Below are 16967 nucleotides of genomic sequence, written 5' to 3' on the forward strand. Positions count from 1 at the left end.
TTACTCGTGTAGATTCATGGCCAATTGTTAGCCACATCACAGCGAGGAACCAATGACGACTACCTCAGTGGGGGCACCGAAGCCCACGCGGCACACCGCCGATTCCGAGGGCCCACGGCGCAGCGTCCGGCGTCGCAGCCTCGGCGACCTGCGGGTCGCGCTCATCTTCGTCGCACCCGCCCTGCTCGGCTTCGTGCTGTTCTATCTCGTCCCCACGATCCGTGGGATCTACCTGAGCTTCACCGACTACAGCATCCTGGGGAACCCGATCTGGGTCGGGGTAAAGAACTACGTCAAGATCTTCCAGGACAAGCTGTTCTGGAACGCCATGGGCGTCACGCTCGAGTACGTCCTGCTCAACATCGCGTTCCAGACCGTGATTGCCGTCGGGCTCGCGCTCCTCATGTACCACGTGGCCAAGTCGACGCTCATCCGAGGGATCCTCCTCATGCCGTATCTCGTGGCCAACGTGATCGTCGCGCTCCTGTGGTTCTGGATGCTCGACTACCAGATCGGGATCGTCAATCAGGTACTCCAGTGGATGGGCATGCCTCGCGTGGCATTCTTCGGCAACGAGTTCTGGGCGATCCCGACCGTCGCTTTCGTCAACGTCTGGCGGCACATGGGCTACACCGCCCTGCTCATCTTCGCGGGCCTCCAGGCCATCCCGGGCCACCTCTACGAGGTGGCCAACCTCGACGGCGCGAGCAGGTGGCAGACGTTCTGGAAGATCACGATGCCGCTCCTGCGCCCCGTGCTCCTGCTCGTCATGGTCGTCACGATCACCGGTTCGTTCCAGATTTTCGACACGGTCGCCGTCACGACGCAGGGCGGACCGATCAATGCCTCCCGCGTCATCCAGTACTACATCTACGAACGCGCGTTCAGCCAGCAGGACTTCGGCTACGGTTCGGCCCTGAGCGTGATCCTGTTCGTCATCCTCGCCGTCGTCGCCTTCCTGCAGATGAAGTTCCTTCGCGGCAACGAGAACGACCTGGACTGAAAGGACCCGCCATGACCACGCTCACCTCGGCCGCCCGCCGTCGTCGTCCGTTGAGCCGCCCCCGTCCGCTGAATTGGGGCCGGATCGCCGCCTGGGCCGCGCTCGTCGTCGCCATCCTCGTCACGGTGGGGCCGTTCCTCTGGATGCTGCGCACCGCGCTGTCCAACAACCACGCGCTCGCCACGCAGTCGAGCAACCTCCTGCCCGCGGACTTCACGTGGGGCGCGTTCGCCCGCGTGTTCGGCCTCCAGTCCCAGGCTGAGGCCCAGGCCGAGGGCGGTTCAGGGGCGTCGATCAGCTTCTGGCAGTACCTGCTCAACTCGCTCATCGTCTCGACGATGATCACGGTGTCGCAGGTGTTCTTCAGCTCGCTTGCGGCCTACGCCTTCGCGAGGCTGCGCTGGCGCGGCCGCGACAAGGTCTTCGCGGTGTTCCTCGGCACGCTCCTCGTCCCGACGATCTTCACGGCACTGCCCAACTTCCTCCTCATCAAGAATCTGGGCCTGCTCAACACGTATCTCGGCATCGCGCTCCCGAGCATGCTCATGACTCCGTTCGCGGTGTTCTTCCTCCGCCAGTTCTTCCTCGGCATGTCCCGCGAGGTCGAAGAGGCGGCGATGCTCGACGGAGCGCGGCACGGACGCATCTTCTTCCAGGTGGTCCTCCCGAACGCGGTCGCGCCGCTCGCGACGCTGTGCCTCCTGACGTTCATCGCGGCGTGGAACGACTACTTCTGGCCGCTCCTCGTGGGCAACGCCCCCGCGGTCCGCGTGCTCACGGTGGGGCTTGGCGTCTTCAAGTCGCAGTCGCCCCAAGGCGCCCCGGACTGGTCCGGCCTCATGGCGGCCACCCTCGTCTCGGCGCTCCCGATCCTTCTGCTTTTCATCGCGTTCGGCAAGAAGATCGTCAACTCGATCGGCTTCTCGGGCATCAAGTAAGGCCCTGCACACCCCGCCACAACACCAGAACGCGCTCCGGGCGTGCGCCCGGAGGCTCGCTCTGTCCTGCCCTGCCCCGCCCACACCCAATTCCCCGACTGAAATACCGCCCACCTGAAATACCCCACCGAAAGGACCATCAAGATGAAGAAAGCACTAGGCGCCGTCGCCGTCGCTGCCGCCGCAGCGCTCGCCCTCTCTGCCTGCTCGAGCGGATCGGGCCAGGCCTCGACCACGGGCGACGCGAAGGGCGAGGTCAGCTACTGGCTCTGGGACGCGAACCAGCTCCCCGCGTACCAGCAGTGCGCGGACGACTTCCACAAGGCCAACCCGAACGTCACGGTCAAGATCACCCAGACCGGCTGGAACGACTACTGGACGAACCTCACGAACGGCTTCGTGGCGGGCAACGGCCCGGACGTCTTCACGGACCACCTCTCGAAGTACGGCGACTTCGTGAAGAACAACCAGCTGCTCGCCCTCGACGACGCGGTCAAGGGCGACAACATCGACCTCAACCAGTACAACAAGGGCCTCGCCGACCTGTGGGTCGGCAAGGACAGCAAGCGCTACGGCCTGCCCAAGGACTGGGACACGATCTCGCTCTTCTACAACAAGGAGATGATCGCGAAGGCCGGCCTGAGCGCCGACCAGATGGGCAGCCTCGCCTGGAACCCCCAGAACGGCGGCTCGTTCGAGAAGGCCATCGCCCACCTCACGGTGGACAAGAAGGGCAAGCGCGGAGACGAGCCCGGCTTCGACAAGAACAACGTGGCCGTCTACGGCCTGGGCCTCAACGGCTCGGGCTCGGCGAGCGGCCAGACCGAGTGGAGCTGGCTCACAAGCACCACCGGCTGGACGCACACGGACAAGAATCCCTGGGGCTCGCACTACAACTACGACGACCAGAAGTTCCAGGACACCATCGCGTGGTTCCACGGCCTCATCGACAAGGGCTACACGCCCAAGCTCGAGACGACCGTTGGCGCCTCCATGGCGGACACGTTCGCCGCGGGCAAGGCGGCGATCAACGCGAACGGCTCGTGGATGATCGGCCAGTACTTCGGCTACAAGGGCATCGACGTGGGCCTCGCGCCGACCCCGACCGGCCCCAACGGCAAGCGCTCCTCGATGTACAACGGCCTCGCTGACTCGATCAATGCTGCGACGAAGAACCCCGCGGAGGCGACCAAGTGGGTCGAGTACCTCGCCTCGCCCGCGTGCCAGGACGTCGTCGCCTCGAAGGCGGTCGTGTTCCCCGCGATCTCGGAGGCCGCAGACAAGGCCGCGGCCGCGTTCAAGGCCAAGGGCGTGGATGTCTCGTCCTTCACCCAGCAGGTCAAGGACGGCACCACGTTCCTCTTCCCGATCACGGAGAACGCCGCGAAGGTGGACGGAATCATGAAGCCCGCGATGGACGCCGTGTACTCGGGCAAGTCGCCGGCCAGCTCGCTCTCCGACGCCAACAGCCAGGTCAACTCCCTCTTCCAGTGACCAGGACCGGGGAGAATACTGGACCCCACCCGGGGTGAACCCCAAACGCGGGGGCTCGGCTTCGGCCGGGCCCCCGCCCGCGACATCCCCAGTCCCGCCCGGCTCGCCAACCCAACGAAACCACCGCACCTACCCGAAAGCGTTCTCATGGATCCGCTCCATCTCCGCTCCGCCGGCACCAGCGTGCTGCTCGCCTTCGACTCCGGCGAAGCCGAGATCGTCCACTGGGGCGCCGACCTCGGCGCCTCGATTCCGGACCTCGGCCTCCTCAGCCCGCCCATCCCGCACTCGTCCTACGACGTGCCGGCCGTCGGAGGCCTCCTCCCCCAGGCGTCGTCGGGCTGGCTGGGCCGCCCGGCCTTACGCGGCCACAGGACGGCAGCCGACCAGGCACAGAGCAGCGTCCCCGGCTTCGCGTTCTCGCCGGCGCTGCGGGTCGTGTCTGTCGAGGCGACGCTGGACGGGCGCGGCGCGCGGATCGTGCAGGCCGACGCCGACGCCGGGCTCAGCGTGGCGAGCGAGCTCGTGCTGCACGAGGGCGGCCTCCTCGAGATCGCGCACGAGCTGACCAACACGGGCGCCGGGCCGTACCAGCTCGATGAGCTAGCCGCCGTCGTCCCTCTCCTCGGAGACGCCACGGAGCTGCTCGACCTCACGGGCCGCTGGTGCCGCGAGAACCACCCGCAGCGCCAGGCCGTCCGCCAGGGCACGTGGGTGCGCTCGGGCCGCCACGGGCGCACGGGCCACGACTCTTCGCTCCTCGTTGCGGCCGGGACGGCCGGATTCTCGAACCGGACCGGCCGCGTGTGGGCCGTGCACTTCGGCTGGTCGGGGAACCACGAGCAGTACCTCGACTCGCTCGCCGACGGCCGGCGCACGCTCGGAGCGGCCGAACTGCTCGGCTCGGGCGAGGTGGTCCTCGGCCCCGGCGAGTCGTACCGCACCCCCGTTCTCTACGCGGCGTACTCCGGTCGCGGGCTCGACGGCGTCACGGACGCCTTCTACCGCTGGTTCCGTGCGCGGCCGCACCACGTCGACACCGTCTCCGGCCGCGAGCGGCCCGTGGTGCTCAACACGTGGGAGGCCGTGTACTTCGACCACCGGCTCGAGCCCCTCGAAGAGCTCGCGGCTCTGGCCGCCGACCTCGGCGTGGAGCGCTTCGTGCTCGACGACGGCTGGTTCCGCGGGCGACGCGACGACCACGCGGGGCTCGGTGACTGGTACGTCGACGAGACGGTGTGGCCCGACGGCCTCACGCCGCTCATCGACAAGGTGACGGCGCTCGGCATGGAGTTCGGCCTGTGGGTCGAGCCCGAGATGGTCAACCTCGACTCCGACGTGGCGCGCACCCACCCTGAATGGATCGCGGGCCCCTCCGCCAGCTCGCACAAGGACGGCGGCCGGCTGCCGCTCGAGTGGCGGCACCAGCAGGTCATCGACCTCGTGAACCCCGACGCGTGGCAGTACGTCTACAGCCGGCTCGATGCCCTCCTCACCGAGAACAACATCGCGTACCTCAAGTGGGACCAGAACCGCGACCTTGCCGAGTACGGCCATGCGGGCCGGCCCTCGGTCCATGAGCAGACGCTTGCCTTCTACCGGCTCCTTGACGCGCTCCGGGCCGCGCACCCGGGGGTCGAAATCGAGTCGTGCGCCTCGGGCGGCGCGCGCGTGGATCTGGGCGTCCTGCAGCGCACGGATCGCGTGTGGGCCTCGGACTGCAACGACGCGCTCGAGCGCCAGACCATCCAGCGCTGGACCGAGGCTGTGCTCCCGCCCGAACTCGTAGGCGCGCACATCGGCCCCACCCATTCGCACACCACGGGACGCGTCCACGACCTTTCGTTCCGCGCGATCACGGCCCTGTTCGGGCACTTCGGCCTGGAATGGGACATCCGCCAGGCCACGCCCGCCGAGCGGGAGACGCTCCGGCGCGCTATCGCGCTCTACAAGCGGCACCGGGGACTCATCCACTCCGGCGAGCGGGTCGTCGCTGATCTGGGCGAGCCGAAGCTCGCGCTCCAGGGCGTCGTCGCGCACGACCGCGGCGAGGGCCTCTTCGCCGCTGTGGCCCTTGGCACCTTGGCGGCGGAGGCGCCGGGCCGGGTGGGGCTGCCGGGGCTGGACCCCGAGCGCGAGTACCGCGTCGAGGTGCTCCTTCCCACGCCGGCCGACGGCGACTGGAGCGACACGTTCGCCGACGTCTCGCGGCCCGGCTGGCTCGCCGCGGGCGCGACGGCGTCCGGCCGCTTCCTCGCGGAGGTCGGCCTCCCCCTGCCGATCCTGCGGCCGGAGCACGCGATCCTCCTCCACGCGACGACGGTGCGCTGAGCGCGTCGGGTGGTTCCCCGAGCGTGGGCTCCCCGAGCCTCGCCCTCGGCCTCGCCTCGCGTGGCCGCTCGGCTTTCCTGAGCTGCGACCTGCCCGAGCAGCCGGCGCACCAGCTCCGGCGGGCCGTGGCCAGGGCCGTGGGTCCAGCGCGACCCGTCCCATCCCGACCTTGATTTGAGGCTCACTGTGGGCCATTTCGGCGTGTCGACCGGCGCGTCGCGAAATCTGCGCCCGAAAGAGGGTCGGGAAGGGACGAGGCCGACGACGGCGGGACGGGACGTACGACGGCGGCCCCCACCGGCGGCGCGGCGGGACGGACGACGGCGGGCCGACGACGGCGCGGCGGGACGGACGGCGGCGCGGCGGGACGGACGACGGCGGGGCAGACGACAGCGCGTGGCCGGCCCTTCGCTCCGGCCGGGCGGGGCGGTACCGTTGCCTCAAGTGGCCGGAAGGACAGCAATGACGCGCTTCCTCATCACGTATCACGGCATGCCCTTTCCGCAGAGGGAGCTCATCCGAGACTCCCGCGCGGCCCTGCGAGAGTGGGCTGACAAGTCCCTCGGCGTGGCGCTCGTCGACTTCGGGGCGCCCCTCCTGCTCGGGGGCCAGCTCGCGAAGGGCGAGCCGGTGGACCCCGTCGACATCGACGGCTACTCGATCGTCGAGGCCCGATCCCTCGAGGACGTGCGCTCCCTGCTGGCGGATCACCCCTACATCGCCCGCGGCGGCACCGTGCAGATCAACGAGTGCCTCGAGCTCTGAGAACACCTCGCCGACGGCGAACCAACGCAAACTTTCGTTTTTGATTCCTTCTGTACGTTCCTGTGCGGGTGCCCTAGTCTGGGGTGACGGCGGCCACTGCAGAGCCATGAGCCGCGGTGGCCGCCGCACCAACCCCAAAACCCCTAGGCAGGCAGCCCATGGACATGAATGACCTCACGCGTCGGCTCGGCGACGGAACTCCCCGGATCGCCTTCGGCGCGGACTACAACCCCGAGCAGTGGCCCCGCGACGTCTGGAAGCATGACGTCGAGCTCATGCGCGAGGCTGGCGTGAACCTCGTGAGCCTCGGCATCTTCAGCTGGGCCCTGCTCGAGCCCGAGGAGGGCCGCTACGAGTTCGGCTGGCTCGACGAGGTCATGGACCTTCTGCACGAGAACGGCGTGTCCGTGGACCTCGCGAACGCGAGCGCCTCGCCGCCCCCGTGGTTCACCGTCAAGTACCCGGACTCGGCCCCGGTGAACGCGGCCGGCGTCCGCCAGACCCACGGTTCGCGCCAGGCCTTCGCGGCATGCTCACCGGACTACCGCCGCGCGGCCGCCGCACTCACCACGGCGATCGCGGAGCGCTATTCGGAGCACCCGGCCCTCGCGATGTGGCACGTCCACAACGAGTACGGCTGCCACAACCAGCCGGACTACGGCCCGCACGCCGAGCGGGGATTCCGCACCTGGCTCCAGGACCGCTACACGACGCTCGACGAACTCAACGACGCGTGGGGCACCGCCTTCTGGTCGCAGCACTACTACGACTGGGCCGAGGTCATGCCGCCGCGCCATTCCGGCACCCACGTCAACCCGTCCCACCAGCTCGACTTCGCCCGCTTCTCCTCGGACTCGCTCCTGGAGTGCTTCGAGGCGGAGGCCGCGATCATCCGCGCCCACTCGGACAAGCCGGTGACCACCAACTTCATGGGCACCAACATGGGCCTCCACGCCCCGATCGACTACTGGCGCTGGGCCCCGCACATGGACGTCGTCTCGAACGACCATTACCTCATCGCAGAGGATTACCGGAACCATCAGGATCTGGCCCTCACCGCGGACCTCACGCGCGGCTGGGCGGCGGGCAATCCGTGGCTGCTCATGGAGCACTCGACCTCGGCGGTCAACTGGCAGCCGCGCAACATCGCGAAGGCCCCGGGCCAGATGCTGCGGAACTCGTTCCAGCACCTGGCCCGCGGCGCGGACGGGATCCTGTTCTTCCAGTGGCGCGCCTCCAGGGCGGGTGCGGAGAAGTTCCACTCGGGAATGGTTCCGCACGCGGGGCGGGACACGAAGGTGTGGCGCGAGGTCGTCGAGCTGGGCCGGGCCCTCGAGTCGGTCTCCGAGGTGGCGGGCTCGCGCGTCGTCGCGAGCGCCGCCCTCGTCTTCGACACCGATGCGCGTTGGGGCGCCGAGCTGGACTCTCATCCGAGCATCGAGGCCAAGCCCGTGCGCGAGCTCCGCGACTGGCACGACGCGCTCTACCGCGCGGGAGTCACGGCAGACGTGCGCCAGAGCACCGACAACCTCTCCGCCTACCGACTGGTCATCGCGCCCATGCTCTACCTCGTGACGGAGCGGGGCGCGGAGAACCTCAGGCGCTACGTCGAGTCCGGCGGCACGCTCGTGCTCACGTACTTCTCCGGGATCGTCGACGAGCACGATCGGATCATCATGGATCCCCTCGAGGGCGGCGGCTACCCGGGCGCGTTCCGCGAGCTCCTGGGGGTCGAGATCGAGGAGTTCTTCCCGCTCCGCGCCGAGGAGAGCGTCAAGCTCACCGCGGGCACCGGTTCGCGCTGGAGCGAGCTGGGACGAACGACGACGGCGGAGGTCGTCTCACGCTTCGAGGCGGGGCCGACGTCGGGCTCGCCCGCCGTCACGCGGAACGCTGCGGGCGCCGGCCACGCGTACTACGTCGGCACTTCCCCTGACGCCGGTGCGCTGGCCGACCTCCTCCCCCGCGTCTTCGCGGATGCCGGTTTCGAGACGGCGGGCCGCGTGGCCGATCAGCCGGACGTCGAGGTGGTCACGCGGGCCTCCTCCGAGGGCTCGTGGGTGTTCGCGATCAACCACAGCGCCCTCAGCGCGCGGCTTGACGTGGACGGCACGGAGCTCATCTCCGGCACCACGACGGACGGCGGGCTCACCGTGCCCGCCGGGGGCGTCGCCGTCGTGCGCCTGTCCTCCTAGGTGCCCGCGGAGGGACCGCTGCGACCGTGACATCGATCGGATCACAGAACGGGCACGATTTTCGTTCCTGATCTTTTCCGATCGTTTCTGAACGTCTACCATGGTCGATGTGGCGCAGGTCACAATGGCCGCGCTCCTCACTTCAGGAGACATACATGGACACTCATCGCAGCGGTTCCTCCTCCGAACCTTCTTTCACCCGCACGGCCCTCGACCGCCGCACCCTGCTCAAGACCCTCGGCATCGGCGCCGTGGGCCTCGCAGGGATCCCGATGCTCTCGGCCTGCACGGGCGGCGCGGGGCCGTCCGGCGGGTCCAGCGGCAAGAGCCTGACGTTCGGCTCCTCGGCCTCGGACGACGTCCCGAAGCGGGCCTACCAGGCAGTCGTCGACGCGTTCCAGAAGAAGTCCGGGGACACCGTGACCACCAACGTCGTGCCGCACAACGACTTCCAGAACAAGATCAACTCCTACCTCCAGGGCAGCCCGGACGACGCGTTCACCTGGTTCGCCGGCTACCGCATGCAGTACTACGCGGGCAAGGGCCTCCTCGCGCCGATCGACGACGTGTGGCAGCAGATCGGGAGCAACTACTCGGACGCGCTCAAGAAGGCCTCGACGGGCCCGGACGGGAAGATGTACTTCGTCCCGAACTACAACTACCCGTGGGGCTTCTTCTACCGGAAGAGCTTCTGGGCCGAGAAGGGCTACACCGTCCCCACGACGTTCGACGATCTCAAGACGCTCGCAGCGAAGATGAAGAAGGACGGGATCATCCCCATCGGCTACGCCGACAAGGACGGCTGGCCCGCGATGGGCACGTTCGACTACATCAACATGCGGCTCAACGGTTACCAGTTCCACGTGGACCTCTGCGCCCACAAAGAATCCTGGAACCAGCCCAAAGTCCAGGCGGTGTTCGACACGTGGAAGGCCCTCCTGCCCTATCAGGACCCCGCCGCGCTCGGCCAGACGTGGCAGGATGCCGCGCAGCTCCTCGGCCAGAAGAAGACGGGCATGTACCTGCTCGGGTCCTTCGTGACGCAGCAGTTCACGGACGCGGCCGTCCTCGCGGAAATCGACTTCTTCCCGTTCCCCTCGATCGCCGTCGAGGGCCAGGACTCGATCGAGGCGCCCATCGACGGGCTCCTGCTCTCGAAGAAGGGCGGCCAGAACCAGGCGGCCAAGGACTTCCTGCAGTTCATGGGCACGCCCGAGGCGCAGAACGCTTACTACGCCGTGGACACCTCCAACATCGCAACGGCCAAGGGCGCGGACACCTCGAAGTTCAGCCCGCTCAACAAGAAGTGCGCCGACGCGATCGCCAACGCGAAGAACATCAGCCAGTTCTTCGACCGCGACGCGCTCCCGGCGATGGCCAACAACGTGATGATCCCCGCGCTCCAGAGCTTCATCAAGGACGGCACGGTGGACATCAAGAACCTCGAGTCCCAGGCCGCCACGCTCTACGCGGCGCAGTAGTAGCCCGCCAGCCACTCGAAACAGCCGGCGCGGGCGCCCTCCCGCCAAGCGCCCGCGCCGGCCCGACTACTGCAGGAACCCTTCATGCCTAGACTTCGCAAGGTCCGCCGGCTCTCGCGGAGGGACAAGATCGTCCTTGCCCTCATGGTCGCGATCCCCACACTCATCGAGCTCATCTTCGTCTGGCTCCCCACCCTCATGTCGGTGGGCCTCAGCTTCGCCAAGTGGAACGGGCTCGCCCTGTCGGACATCCGGGGAGCGGGGCTCGACAACTACAAGTACGTCGCCCAGAGCTATCCGCCGTTCTGGCCCGCCGTCCAGCACAACGTGCTGTGGCTTGTCTTCCTCGCGGTCATCGCGACGCCGCTCGGTCTGCTGCTCGCGGTGCTTCTCGACCAGAAGATCCGCGGCAGCCGGATCTACCAGAGCATCTTCTTCGTCCCGGTCATGCTCTCCCTCGCCCTCGTGGGGGTGATCTGGCAGCTGTTCTACCAGCGCGACCACGGCCTCCTGAACTACCTCCTGGGCACGGCGGAGACGCCGAGCGCCGTGGACTGGTTCGGCGACAGCAACGTCAACATCTGGGCCGCCCTCGTCGCCGCGACGTGGCGGCACGCGGGGTACGTCATGCTGCTCTACTTGGCGGGCCTCAAGGGCGTGGACCCGGCACTCAAGGAAGCGGCGGCGCTCGACGGCGCGAACGCCGGCCAGACCTTCTTCCGGGTCGTCTTCCCTGCGATGCGCCCCATCAACATCGTGATCGTGGTCATCACGATCATCGAATCGCTCCGCGCGTTCGACATCGTCTACGTGATCAACCGCGGCACCAACGGCCTCGAGCTCATCTCGGCCCTCGTCATCCAGAACCTCGTCGGCGAGGGCCAGGTGATCGGCGTCGGCTCGGCGCTCGCCACGATCCTGCTCGTCATCTCGCTCGTGCCGATCGTCTTCTACCTCACCCGCACGTTCGGGAAGGAAGCGAAGGAATCATGACCACCATCACCGCCCCGAGCCGGGTGGCGCGCGGCACGGAGTACAGCGGCTCGAGGCCGAGGCGCCACTACGCGACGCACCTCGTGCTCCTGGTCCTCGCCGTCATGTGGCTCCTCCCCCTCGCCTGGTCCCTGTACACGGCGCTGCGGCCCATCGAATCGACCAACCAGAACGGCTACTTCAGCGTCGCCGGGCCCTTCAACTTCGACAACTTCGTCACCGCCTGGAACCAGGGCGGCTTCTCCCACTACTTCTGGAACTCGGTCATCATCACGGTTCCAACCGTCCTTCTGACCCTGTTCTTCGCCTCGCTCATGGCCTTCGCGGTGAGCCGCGTGAGCTGGAAGTTCAACATCACCCTGCTCATCATGTTCACCGCCGGAAACCTCCTGCCCCCGCAGGTGCTCGCGGCGCCGCTCTTCGAGATGTTCAAACTCATCCAGCTCCCCTACTGGTTCAGCGATTCGGGTTCCCTCCTCAACACCTACATCTCCGTGATCGTCGTGGACACGGCGTTCCAGATCGGCTTCTGCACGTTCGTCCTCTCGAACTACATGAAGGCGCTCTCGCAGGACCTCACCGAGGCCGCGCTCGTGGACGGCGCCGGGATCTGGACCCAGTACTGGTCGATCATCATGCCGCTGTGCCGGCCCGCGTTCGCCGCCCTCGGCACGCTCGAGGTCATCTTCATCTACAACGACTTCTTCTGGCCGCTCCTGTTCATCCAGAGCGGCAACCGCCTCCCGGTCACCACCGCCATCAACAATCTCCAGGGCGACTTCCTCAGCAACTACAATCTCCTCGCAGCGGGCGCCACGATCACGGTCATCCCGACGCTCATCATCTATCTGGTCCTCCAACGCCAATTCGTCGCCGGGCTCACCCTCGGCTCGAGCAAGGGGTAGGCATGCTCGCGGCAGCACGGCAGTCCGCAATCCTCGACGCCGTCCACGAGGAGGGCGTGGTGAAGGTCGCCGACCTCGCCGAACGGCTCGGGGTCTCCGCCGTGACGGTCCGCCGCGACGTCGACGCCCTGAGCGATGCCGGCCTCCTCACGCGGGTCCACGGCGGGGTCATGATCCAGGGCGAGGTCGGCACCCACGAGCCCGGCTTCGAGCTCAAGTCCACGCAGCACCTCGACGAGAAGGCAGCGATCGCGCGCGAGGCGGCTGCCCTCGTCCAGGAGGGCATGGCGGTCGGGATCACGGCGGGCTCCACCACGTGGATGCTGGCCCAGGCCCTCTCCGCCGGGCCCCGCATCACCGTGCTCACGAACTCGGTGCGGGTCATGGAGGCGTTCGACGCCTCCGGCTCCGGCTCCGTGGTGCTGCTCACGGGAGGTGAGCGCACGCCGTCGGACGCACTCGTGGGCCCGCTCGCCACAGCCTCGATCCGAAGCCTGCACCTCGACCTGCTATTCCTCGGGGTTCACGGCATGGACGAGCGGGCGGGCTTCACCACGCCCAACCTGCTCGAGGCGGAGACGAACCAGGCGTTCGCGTCGGCGTCGCGGCGCCTCGTCGTCGTCGCGGACCACAGCAAGTGGGGCGTCCAGGGCATCGGCAGCATCTGCGGCTTCGACGACGTGGACGGCCTCGTCACCGACCGCGCCCTGCCAGCACCGGCGCTCGCGTACCTGCGCGACCGCATCCCCTCGGTGCGGGTCGCGGGCTGAGGCAACGGCCGCCCAGGCGACGCCCGACGGCGGCGCGGTACCCACCCGGGTGCCGCGCCGCCGTCGTCCGTCAGGGGCTAGGGAAGGACAGTCACGCTCCCCACCATGCCCATGCCGTCGTGGAGCTCGCAGATGTAGTTCCACGTCCCGGGCTGATCGAAGGTGACGCTGAAGGTCGATGGCCCGCCGGCGAATCCCTCGAGGAGGATGCCGGAGTCGACCGGTTTGCCGTTCTGGACGAGGCTGGTGAACGTCACCGTGTGCGGCACCAGGACCTGGTTGGCCGACAGGTCGAACTTCACGGTCGTGCCGAGCGGGACGACGTCGTTGGGCCAGATGAACCGCATGACCATCGCCATGCTGTCGGAAGCCCCGACGAAGACGTGAGTCGGGCTCGCCTGAAGCGCCGTGGAGTACCACAGGGCGGCGCCGTCGGCGATGATGCTCGCGGTCTCGATCCCAGCCTGCGCGTCGTACCACGCCTGCGTGTGCGGATACCGGGTGTGCGGGGCCCGAACGTGCACGGTGATAGACATGTTCTGGCCGTGGATGAGGCAGAAGAACGTGAAGTCGCCGCGCGCAGCGAACTTCTGGAGATACCACGTCGACGAGGGGAACTCAGGCGAGGGCATCGTGGTCAGGATGCCCGAATTGGTCCACGGCGCGGTGGGATCGAACACCGGCCCGCCGACGCGAGGAACCGCGTCCGCAAGGAGGGAATCGACGCTCGTGGGCGGGATCGGCGGCGTCCCAAAGCTCACGGTGTGAATCTCTGCGCTGTTGGCGACGAACTTGATCGTGTCGCCCTGGTCGATCCAGATCTCCCCTGGCAGGAAGCTCATTCCCTGGATCGCCATGTCGGGCGACTGCTCCCCCACCAGGACCTTCCAGGTGGCGGTGTTCGGATTGGTGGTGACGGACGCCTGTGCTGGCGCCACGCCGAAGAGGCCGATGATGAGGCCGACGAGGGACATCACGACCCAGAGGGATCGCTTGAATGGACGCTTGTGCATGGGAGGGTGCTCCTGAGGACAAAAGCGTGCCGTGTCCTCCAGCGCGGACGACGGCGGGTGCTCACCTCCTGCGGCGGCCGCGGGAGGCCTTTGAGCGGCCCGGCCGGCGGCGCTCCCCCGCGCCGGCGCAAAGCCGCTTCGGTGCCGAGACCACGCCGATGAGTTGCGACTTCCCCACCGGACCCATGCGGTCGACCCTGGGGGAAGCTGGGACAAGGTTAGGCCCCGAGCACCAGGCTGACAACCGCGTGCGCAGCCCTATCCGGCACCGCCTAAACTCGGACCATGACCCAGCCCACAGAGCCGTCGACCGCTACGTCATCGCCCGCCGCATCTTCCCCGAGCCGCTCCACGATCCTTGTGGTCAACGGCCCGAATCTGAACCTGCTCGGCACGCGCGAGCCGGAGAAGTACGGCACGGCGACGCTCGGCGACATCGAGCGCCTGTGCGCGGGCGCGGCGGAGGCGCACGGGCTCGGCTGCGACTTCGTGCAGTCGAACCACGAGGGCGTGCTGGTCGAGGCGATCCACGCCGCGAGGGAGAAGTCGCTCGGCATCGTCATCAACGCGGGCGCGTACACGCACACGTCCGTCGCGATCCGGGACGCGATCAGCGCCGTCATGCTCCCCGCGGTCGAGGTCCACATCACGAACGTCCACGCGCGCGAGCCGTTCCGGCACCATTCCTACCTGAGCGACATCTGCCGGGCGGTCATCGCGGGCGCGGGCACGCTCGGGTACCGGTTCGCGATCGACTACCTCGCGGAGCTCACGCGCGACCGCACGGTCTGAGCGCTTTCCGCGGCGGGCGCGACTGCCTCCGCGTGCTGGGACTGCCTGCGCGCGCGGGACTACTTCCGCGTGCAGGCGCCGGGCTGGACCGGCTGCGACAGGCTCGGCGCCTGATCGGCCACCGGACGGACCTCGGTCATCGTGATCGCATAGCCGACGTCCTGCGTGTTGTCCGACTTCGCGAACACGACGCCGGTCACCGCGCCGGCGGTCGTGAGGAGCGGGCCGCCTGAGTTGCCCTGCTGGACGTTGCCCGAGACCTGGTAGACCGTCTTGGGGATCGCGTTGGCGCCGTAGATATCAGGGGCGAGCACCGTCGTCGTGCCCTGAATCGCGGCCGGGCGCATCTGGAACGGCCCGCCGAGCGGGTAGCCGCCGAACGCCGCGGAAGAGCCCGCGGGACTGTTGTCAGTGAGCTTGAGCGGCTTGAGCGCGGAGCCCTCGACGGCGAGCACAGCGAGGTCGTGGACCTGGTCGAAGTAGACCACCCGGGCCGTCCGCGCGCCGTCGTTCTGGGTCTCGACGACGGGCTGCGGCACGCCGGCCACCACATGGGCATTCGTCAGGATGCGGTCGGGTGCGACCACGAAGCCACTGCCCGTCTGGTTCTGGCCGCACTGATATGCCGTCCCCGTGATGCGGACGATCGACTGCGCGGCAGTGCGCAGCTCTGTGGAGTCCGTGTTCTCGGCCGGGATGGGGACGGGCTTGAGGGGCCCGATCCCCTCGATGATGCGCGGGAGCGTGTCGCCGAGCACGAACGCCCGGATCTGCGCCGCGCCGGCCTTGACGGGATCGGGAGTCATGCCGTCGATTGCCGTGATGACCTTCGACGAGGCGAGCTGCTGTGAGAGGACGGGGACGCCGACGCTCGAGACGGTGAAGGAGAGCATCGACATGACGACCGCTGCGACGCACAGGTTCGCGAGGCCGCCGAGCACCCGGTCGATGACGCCGAGCGGCTTCCACTTGAGCCGCCCGCGCAGGCGCCGGCCCAGCATCGTGCCAATCGCGTTGCCCGCGACCATGAGCACGATCGCGGTGATGACGACGGCGGCGGCCCGCCACGTGCTGTCCGAGAGCCACTGGCTCACGAGGGGCACAGCAAAGAAGGCGGCCGCGCCGCCCACCAGAAAGCCGATGATCCCGCCGAGGCTCACGAGGAGACCCGCCCGCACCCCGTACACGAGGTAGCCGATGAGGACCACCACGAGGACCAAGTCCAGGAAGGTCGTATCGAACATCCTCGTCAGTCTACCGACGCTGTCTGGAGCAAAGCTGGGCGGTTGCTGGTGGTGCGTTCGTCACAAAAGCTTGCGACATCTGGAAGAATGGCCCCCAGCGCCAGCAAAGAAGACGACTAGGAGATTGAATTGGACATCGAGGTACTGCGCCGCGCGCCGCTCTTCGCCACGCTCGACGACGAGGCCTTCCGCCTCCTGACCGACGAGCTCATGGAGGTCGACCTTTCCCGCGGTGCGTCGGTGTTCCGCGAGGGCGACCAGGGCGATCAGATGTACTTCATCGTCTCCGGCAAGATCAAGCTCGGCCGCACGTCCCCGGACGGGCGCGAATCGCTCCTCGCGATCCTCGGCCCGGGCGAGCTGTTCGGCGAGATGGCGCTGTTCGACCCGGCTCCCCGCACGGCGACCGCGACGGCCGTCTCCGAGACCCGCCTCGCCGGCCTCAAGAACGACGCCCTCGTGGCCCTGCTTCGCGCGCGTCCCGAGGTGTCTGCCCAGCTGCTCCAGGCGCTGGCCCGCCGCCTGCGCCGCACGAACGATTCGCTCTCCGACCTCGTCTTCAGCGACGTGCCCGGCCGCGTCGCGAAGGCGCTCCTGGACCTCGCCGACCGCTTCGGCCGCCCGGCCACGGACGGCGTCCTCGTGGCGCACGAGCTCACGCAGGAGGAGCTCGCGCAGCTCGTCGGCGCGTCCCGTGAGACGGTCAACAAGGCCCTCGCCGAGTTCGTGCAGCGGGGTTGGATCCGCCTCGAGGCCCGCGCGGTCGTGATCCTCGACATGCCGCGCCTGCGGCAGCGCAGCCGCTAACCCACTGCCGTCTCGGGTACACCAACTCCCCGCTTCTGACGACTCGGGTACACCAACTCCCCACTTCTGCCGTCTCGGGTACACCAACTCCCCACTTCTGCCGTCTCGGGTACACCAACTCCCCGTCTCTGACGACTCGGGTACACCAACTCGCCTCCGCCCCAAGGAGGAAAGAACGACGGCGGCCGCTCCCCTCTCGATGTGTGTTGCCTCCTGCTGTTTTTATTTGTAATGCC

Annotated in this window: 14 protein-coding genes; 12 read left to right on the top strand and 2 right to left on the bottom strand. The window is 68.1% G+C overall.

Annotation, left to right across the window (positions count from 1 at the left end; all coding sequences use genetic code 11):
- Positions 1-52: 52 nt before the first annotated feature.
- The 10 genes from E6A26_RS10785 to E6A26_RS10830 all read left to right on the top strand — a co-directional run bounded on the left by E6A26_RS10785 (position 53) and on the right by E6A26_RS10830 (position 12875).
- The gene (locus E6A26_RS10785) at positions 53-1003 is read left to right on the top strand and encodes a carbohydrate ABC transporter permease (protein WP_136611204.1); all 951 of its coding nucleotides are present in this window, start codon (positions 53-55) and stop codon (positions 1001-1003) included.
- A gap of 11 nt (positions 1004-1014) precedes the next feature.
- A complete protein-coding gene (locus E6A26_RS10790; RefSeq protein ID WP_136611205.1) occupies positions 1015-1941 on the top strand; it encodes a carbohydrate ABC transporter permease in 927 nt (308 codons plus the stop codon).
- A 144-nt stretch (positions 1942-2085) separates the two neighbouring features.
- On the top strand, positions 2086-3435 hold the full coding sequence (locus E6A26_RS10795; protein ID WP_136611206.1) for an ABC transporter substrate-binding protein: 1350 nt from the start codon (positions 2086-2088) through the stop codon (positions 3433-3435).
- Between the two features lie 147 nt (positions 3436-3582).
- Positions 3583-5766 (top strand): alpha-galactosidase, encoded by a 2184-nt coding sequence (locus E6A26_RS10800; RefSeq protein WP_136611207.1) that lies wholly within the window; start codon positions 3583-3585, stop codon positions 5764-5766.
- 462 nt (positions 5767-6228) lie between these two features.
- Positions 6229-6531 (top strand): YciI family protein, encoded by a 303-nt coding sequence (locus E6A26_RS10805; RefSeq protein WP_136611208.1) that lies wholly within the window; start codon positions 6229-6231, stop codon positions 6529-6531.
- A 158-nt stretch (positions 6532-6689) separates the two neighbouring features.
- Complete coding sequence (locus tag E6A26_RS10810; RefSeq protein ID WP_211129085.1) at positions 6690-8726, top strand: beta-galactosidase; 2037 nt, start codon at positions 6690-6692, stop codon at positions 8724-8726.
- A 155-nt stretch (positions 8727-8881) separates the two neighbouring features.
- Entirely contained in the window at positions 8882-10207 is a 1326-nt protein-coding gene (locus E6A26_RS10815; protein ID WP_211129087.1) for an ABC transporter substrate-binding protein, read from the top strand.
- 84 nt (positions 10208-10291) lie between these two features.
- On the top strand, positions 10292-11200 hold the full coding sequence (locus tag E6A26_RS10820; protein WP_136611210.1) for a carbohydrate ABC transporter permease: 909 nt from the start codon (positions 10292-10294) through the stop codon (positions 11198-11200).
- Positions 11197-12105, top strand: coding sequence for a carbohydrate ABC transporter permease (locus E6A26_RS10825; protein WP_136611211.1), 909 nt, complete (start codon positions 11197-11199; stop codon positions 12103-12105). The genes E6A26_RS10820 and E6A26_RS10825 overlap by 4 nt, the downstream gene beginning before the upstream one ends.
- 2 nt (positions 12106-12107) lie before the next feature.
- Positions 12108-12875 (top strand): DeoR/GlpR family DNA-binding transcription regulator, encoded by a 768-nt coding sequence (locus E6A26_RS10830; RefSeq protein WP_136611212.1) that lies wholly within the window; start codon positions 12108-12110, stop codon positions 12873-12875.
- Positions 12876-12952: 77 nt separating this feature from the next.
- Here the strand turns inward: E6A26_RS10830 and E6A26_RS10835 are convergent, their stop codons facing one another.
- Complete coding sequence (locus E6A26_RS10835; protein ID WP_136611213.1) at positions 12953-13888, bottom strand: cupredoxin domain-containing protein; 936 nt, start codon at positions 13886-13888, stop codon at positions 12953-12955.
- Between the two features lie 285 nt (positions 13889-14173).
- Between E6A26_RS10835 and aroQ the strand changes: the two genes are divergently transcribed.
- Complete coding sequence (aroQ, locus tag E6A26_RS10840) at positions 14174-14680, top strand: type II 3-dehydroquinate dehydratase (protein WP_136611214.1); 507 nt, start codon at positions 14174-14176, stop codon at positions 14678-14680.
- Between the two features lie 59 nt (positions 14681-14739).
- On the opposite strand, the gene E6A26_RS10845 is transcribed toward aroQ, so the two are convergent.
- Positions 14740-15924 (bottom strand): MarP family serine protease, encoded by a 1185-nt coding sequence (locus E6A26_RS10845; RefSeq protein ID WP_136611215.1) that lies wholly within the window; start codon positions 15922-15924, stop codon positions 14740-14742.
- Positions 15925-16053: 129 nt separating this feature from the next.
- On the opposite strand from E6A26_RS10845, the gene E6A26_RS10850 reads away from it, so the two are divergent.
- Positions 16054-16731: a Crp/Fnr family transcriptional regulator gene (locus E6A26_RS10850; RefSeq protein WP_136611216.1), complete on the top strand. Its 678-nt coding sequence runs from the start codon at positions 16054-16056 to the stop codon at positions 16729-16731.
- Positions 16732-16967 lie beyond the last annotated feature (236 nt).

This window comes from Sinomonas albida (genome assembly GCF_004919045.1).
GTDB lineage: Bacteria > Actinomycetota > Actinomycetes > Actinomycetales > Micrococcaceae > Sinomonas > Sinomonas albida.